Below are 3,655 nucleotides of genomic sequence, written 5' to 3' on the forward strand. Positions count from 1 at the left end.
CGACGAGCGTGGAAGCCGAGGGCACCAGCCGGCGGCGGGCGTCGGCGTCGGAGAGACCGCGCAGTTAGCGCAGCAGCACGGCCCGGTGGAAGTCGAGGAACGAGGTCAGCACGGCGCGCTCGTCGCCGGTGCGGGCGAGCACCGGACCGAGCGTGGGATCGATCGTCTGCTCCATCCGCCGACCCTAGCCACGGGCCGGTCACCCCGCTGCCCCGCTATCCGCTGCGAGCGGGCGCTGCGCCGGGCAGGATGGGCGCATGGCTTCCTCCGTGCAGATCCCTCTCGTCGGCGGCACGGCGGACGGGCAGACCATCACCGTCGAGCTCGACAGCAACGGTCGCCCGCCGCTGACCCACCATCACCTCGGCTCCGGTGGGCTTGCCGACGCGCAGATCTACGAGTTGGAGAACTTCCGCGAGGACGCCCGCGAGTGGCGCTACCGGTGGACCGGCCCGGCGGTGTGACCGCCGGCTCAGACCCGGGTGAGGGTCTGGCTGCGCAAACTCTCCAACACGCCACGGGTGACCTCCGAGGTGCCCCGCGCCTGCTCGCACACCTCCGCCACCCGTCGTGCGGTGGCGTCGGCGCGTTGCTCCCGCTCGTCCCACAGTCGGTCGACCTCGGCCAGCAGCGGCCCCTCGACCTCCCGCTCCACACCGCGTAGCGCCGGCACACCGAGCCGCTGGGCCAGGTCGAAGACCTTTCCGGCGTACGGCAGGGGCAGGAACGGCGTACCGACCATCGCCGCGAAGATCAGGAAGTGCAGGCGCATGCCGACGGCCAGGTCGAAGTGGCGCATCAGCCCCAGCACCTGCTGCGGGGAGTAGGTGCCGTGCAGGATCCGACCCCGCTCGGCGGCGACCATGTGCGACAGCACCCCGTGGGCGTGCCGGATGTCGTCCCGCTCCATGGGCACGAACAGCACGTACGCGTCGATCCGGTGCACCAGGAAATCACCGATCTGGGCCAGCAGCCGGTGGTAACCGTCCACGTCGAGGCGTTCGGCGGCCCGGCCCGGCTCCCGCACGCTTATCCCGACCAACCGCTTGCCGACCGGCACCCCCTCCTCGGCCAGCAGGTGGGCCGGGAACTCCTCCGGTTGCAGGAGGAACGCCGGGTCCGCGGTGACGGTGATCGGGTTGAGCAGGCCAGCCTCCTCCAGCACCATCCGGGACTCCTGGTCCCGGACGGTCACCTGGGTCGCGCTGGAGAGCGTTTCCCGGACCATGCCGGTGTCCACCCCGTCGCTGAGCGGCCCAACCCCCACCGCGTACGTGATCAGTGGCAGGCCCCGCTCCTGGGCGACCCGGACCACCCGCAGGTAACGGCGGGCCTCCCGGTCGTAGAGGATGCCGCCACCGCCCAGGATGAGCAGGTCGAGCTGGGCCAGGACCAGGGCCGAGTCGGTACGGCTCACGCCCTCCCACGGCACCGCTTCGACGTCCGGGTGCGCGGCCCGGGTGTGCTCCGGGTTCCGGGAGAAGACGATGATCCGGGCGTTCGGTTCCTGCGTCCGCAGATCGGTGAGCAGGCCGGTGAGGATCGCCTCGTCGCCGAGGTTTCGCCCACCGTACGAGCCGAGCACACCGATGGTCAGTCCGGCGCCGTGCGTCATCCGTCGCTCCTCCCCAGGTGCGGTCCGCGCCGGTTTCCCGCTGGGCAGGTGAACAGTCCTGCCGGGAGGACCGACAGTGCACGGCGTCGGCGGCGGTTCAGCCCGCCGGGGTGACGCGTTTCGCCATCTGCCGCGAGGTGACCTCGAAGCCCAGACTGCGGTAGAGGCCGAGCGCCACGGTGTTCGTACCGAAGACGTTCAGACCCAGCTCCGGCACGCCGAGCTGGGCGAGTTCGGCCTCGATGAGCTGGATCATCCGCCGTGCGTACCCGCGTCCCCGGTGCTCCTCGTGCACCTCGATGTTGTGGATCCACGCCTGGTTCGGTGCGGCGGCCGTCGGCAGGGTCACCCAGATCCAGCCGACCTCGGTGTCACCGACCCGGGCCATCCGCAGCAACACGCCCTCGGTGTCCACGCCGGCCGGCAGCGACTCCCCGATCTGGGTGACCGTCCGCTCACGGGCCGCCTCCGGGGTCATCCCCCGGTGGGCCACCAGGTCCTCGGCGTACCCCTGCTCCAGTGCCCCCAGCAGGCGGGCCAGTTCCGGCGCCGTCATCGGCGTCAACGTCAACTCCACCGCGTCTCCCCTTCATCGTCGCCAGCAGGCAGTGCAGCAGAACCGGCCTGGACACGCCAACAGATTCACCGCCGGGGCGGGCGGGGTCAGGATGCCGTCGGCGGGTCCAGTTGGCGGGCCAACTGCGTCAGGTCGTGCAGCCGCAGGTCGCCGTCGAGCCCTTTCAGCGCGGCGGTCATCGCCCCGGCCGCCCGCCCGGCCCGCAGGCCGACCTCGGCGTCCTCGACGACCAGGCACCGCGCCACCGGTACGCCCAGCAGCGCCGCGCTCCGCAGGTAGCCCTCCGGGTCCGGCTTGCCGACGCTGACGTCGTCGACCGTGACGAGCACCGGCGCCTTGATGCCGGCGGCGTCGAGCCGGGCCTCGGCGAGCCGCGCGTCGGCGCTGGTCACCACCGCCCAGGGCAACCCCAGTCGGGCCAGCACGTTCAGCAGTTCGTGCGCACCGGGGGTGGCTGTCACGTCGGACAGGTCGTCGTACTGCAACGCCAACTGTCGCGCGGCAGCGGTGGCGACCGCGTCGTCGTCGAGCGCGGGCAGCAGCCGGCGGATGGTCCGATCGGCCGGGCTGCCGTGCGCGATGGCCAACGCCGCCGCCGGATCGACGGCGTACTCGCCGGCCCACCGCTCCCAGGCCCGCTCCACGGCGGCGTCGGAGTCGACCAGGGTGCCGTCCATGTCGAACAGCACCGCGCCGATGCCTGCCAGTTCCACGACCACTCTCCCCGCATCGCTCGCCCCACCCTCCCCCACCTGGCAAGATCCGCGCAACTTCGGTGATCCTGCTGTCTCGTCGCCGGGTGAGGCAGCAGGATCCGTGAAGTCGCGCGGATCATGGCGGCCCACCGCGTCCGCAGGCCGTCGAGGATCGCGGGAATCGGACCTGAGGGTCGCAACGAGGGGTCCGATAGCCGCCAGACGACGAGGCCGCGCGGCCAGATGATCGTTTGCATGACGACGACACTCAACGACAGGGTCGCACTGGTGACCGGAGGTTCCCGGGGCATCGGGGCCGGCATCGCCCTGCGTCTGGCCCAGGACGGGGCCGACGTGGCGCTGACCTACCGGCAGGACGCCGAGCGGGCCGCGACAGTGGTGAAGCAGATCGAGGCGCTGGGCCGACGGGCGCTGGCGATCCAGGCGGACGGCGCCGACCCGGCCGCCGTGCAGGGCGCTGTCGACCGGGCAGCCGCCGAACTGGGTCGGCTGGACATCCTGGTGAACAACGCCGCGGTGTTCACGGTCGGCGCCATGGACGAGCTTGGCTCGGCCGAGGTGGAGCAGACCGTCGCGGTCAACATCCGGGCACCGTACGTCGCCGCGCGGGCGGCGCTGCGGCACCTGGGCGAGGGCGGACGGATCATCAGCATCGGCAGCAACGTCGGTGAACGGGTGGTCTTTCCCGGGCTGACGCTCTACGCGATGAGCAAGTCCGCCCTGGTCGGGCTGACCCGGGGCCTGGCC

Annotated in this window: 5 protein-coding genes and 1 pseudogene; 2 read left to right on the forward strand and 4 right to left on the reverse strand. The window is 72.0% G+C overall.

Translation table 11 applies throughout. The annotated features are described in order from the left end of the window. Nucleotides 1-142, reverse strand: a pseudogene (locus tag KBX53_RS25970) (DUF664 domain-containing protein); the annotation flags it as partial. A gap of 115 nt (nt 143-257) precedes the next feature. On the opposite strand from KBX53_RS25970, the gene KBX53_RS25975 reads away from it, so the two are divergent. Beyond that, the gene (locus KBX53_RS25975; RefSeq protein ID WP_030330229.1) at nt 258-464 is read left to right on the forward strand and encodes a hypothetical protein; all 207 of its coding nucleotides are present in this window, start codon (nt 258-260) and stop codon (nt 462-464) included. An 8-nt stretch (nt 465-472) separates the two neighbouring features. Here KBX53_RS25975 and KBX53_RS25980 read toward each other — a convergent pair whose 3' ends face one another. From KBX53_RS25980 to KBX53_RS25990, 3 genes are all read right to left on the reverse strand, one after another. Next, nucleotides 473-1,615 carry a polysaccharide pyruvyl transferase family protein gene (locus KBX53_RS25980; protein ID WP_210862143.1) on the reverse strand — a complete coding sequence of 381 codons (1,143 nt, stop codon included), beginning with the start codon at nt 1,613-1,615 and terminating at the stop codon, nt 473-475. 97 nt (nt 1,616-1,712) lie between these two features. Next, on the reverse strand, nt 1,713-2,192 hold the full coding sequence (locus KBX53_RS25985; RefSeq protein WP_309140853.1) for a GNAT family N-acetyltransferase: 480 nt from the start codon (nt 2,190-2,192) through the stop codon (nt 1,713-1,715). 86 nt (nt 2,193-2,278) lie between these two features. Continuing rightward, entirely contained in the window at nt 2,279-2,905 is a 627-nt protein-coding gene (locus KBX53_RS25990; protein WP_210862144.1) for an HAD-IA family hydrolase, read from the reverse strand. A 237-nt stretch (nt 2,906-3,142) separates the two neighbouring features. Between KBX53_RS25990 and KBX53_RS25995 the strand changes: the two genes are divergently transcribed. After that, on the forward strand, nt 3,143-3,655 hold a 513-nt coding region (locus KBX53_RS25995; protein ID WP_247676225.1), incomplete at its 3' end, for an SDR family NAD(P)-dependent oxidoreductase.

It is taken from the genome of Micromonospora sp. M51 (genome assembly GCF_018070305.1).
Taxonomy (GTDB): Bacteria; Actinomycetota; Actinomycetes; order Mycobacteriales; family Micromonosporaceae; genus Micromonospora; species Micromonospora parva.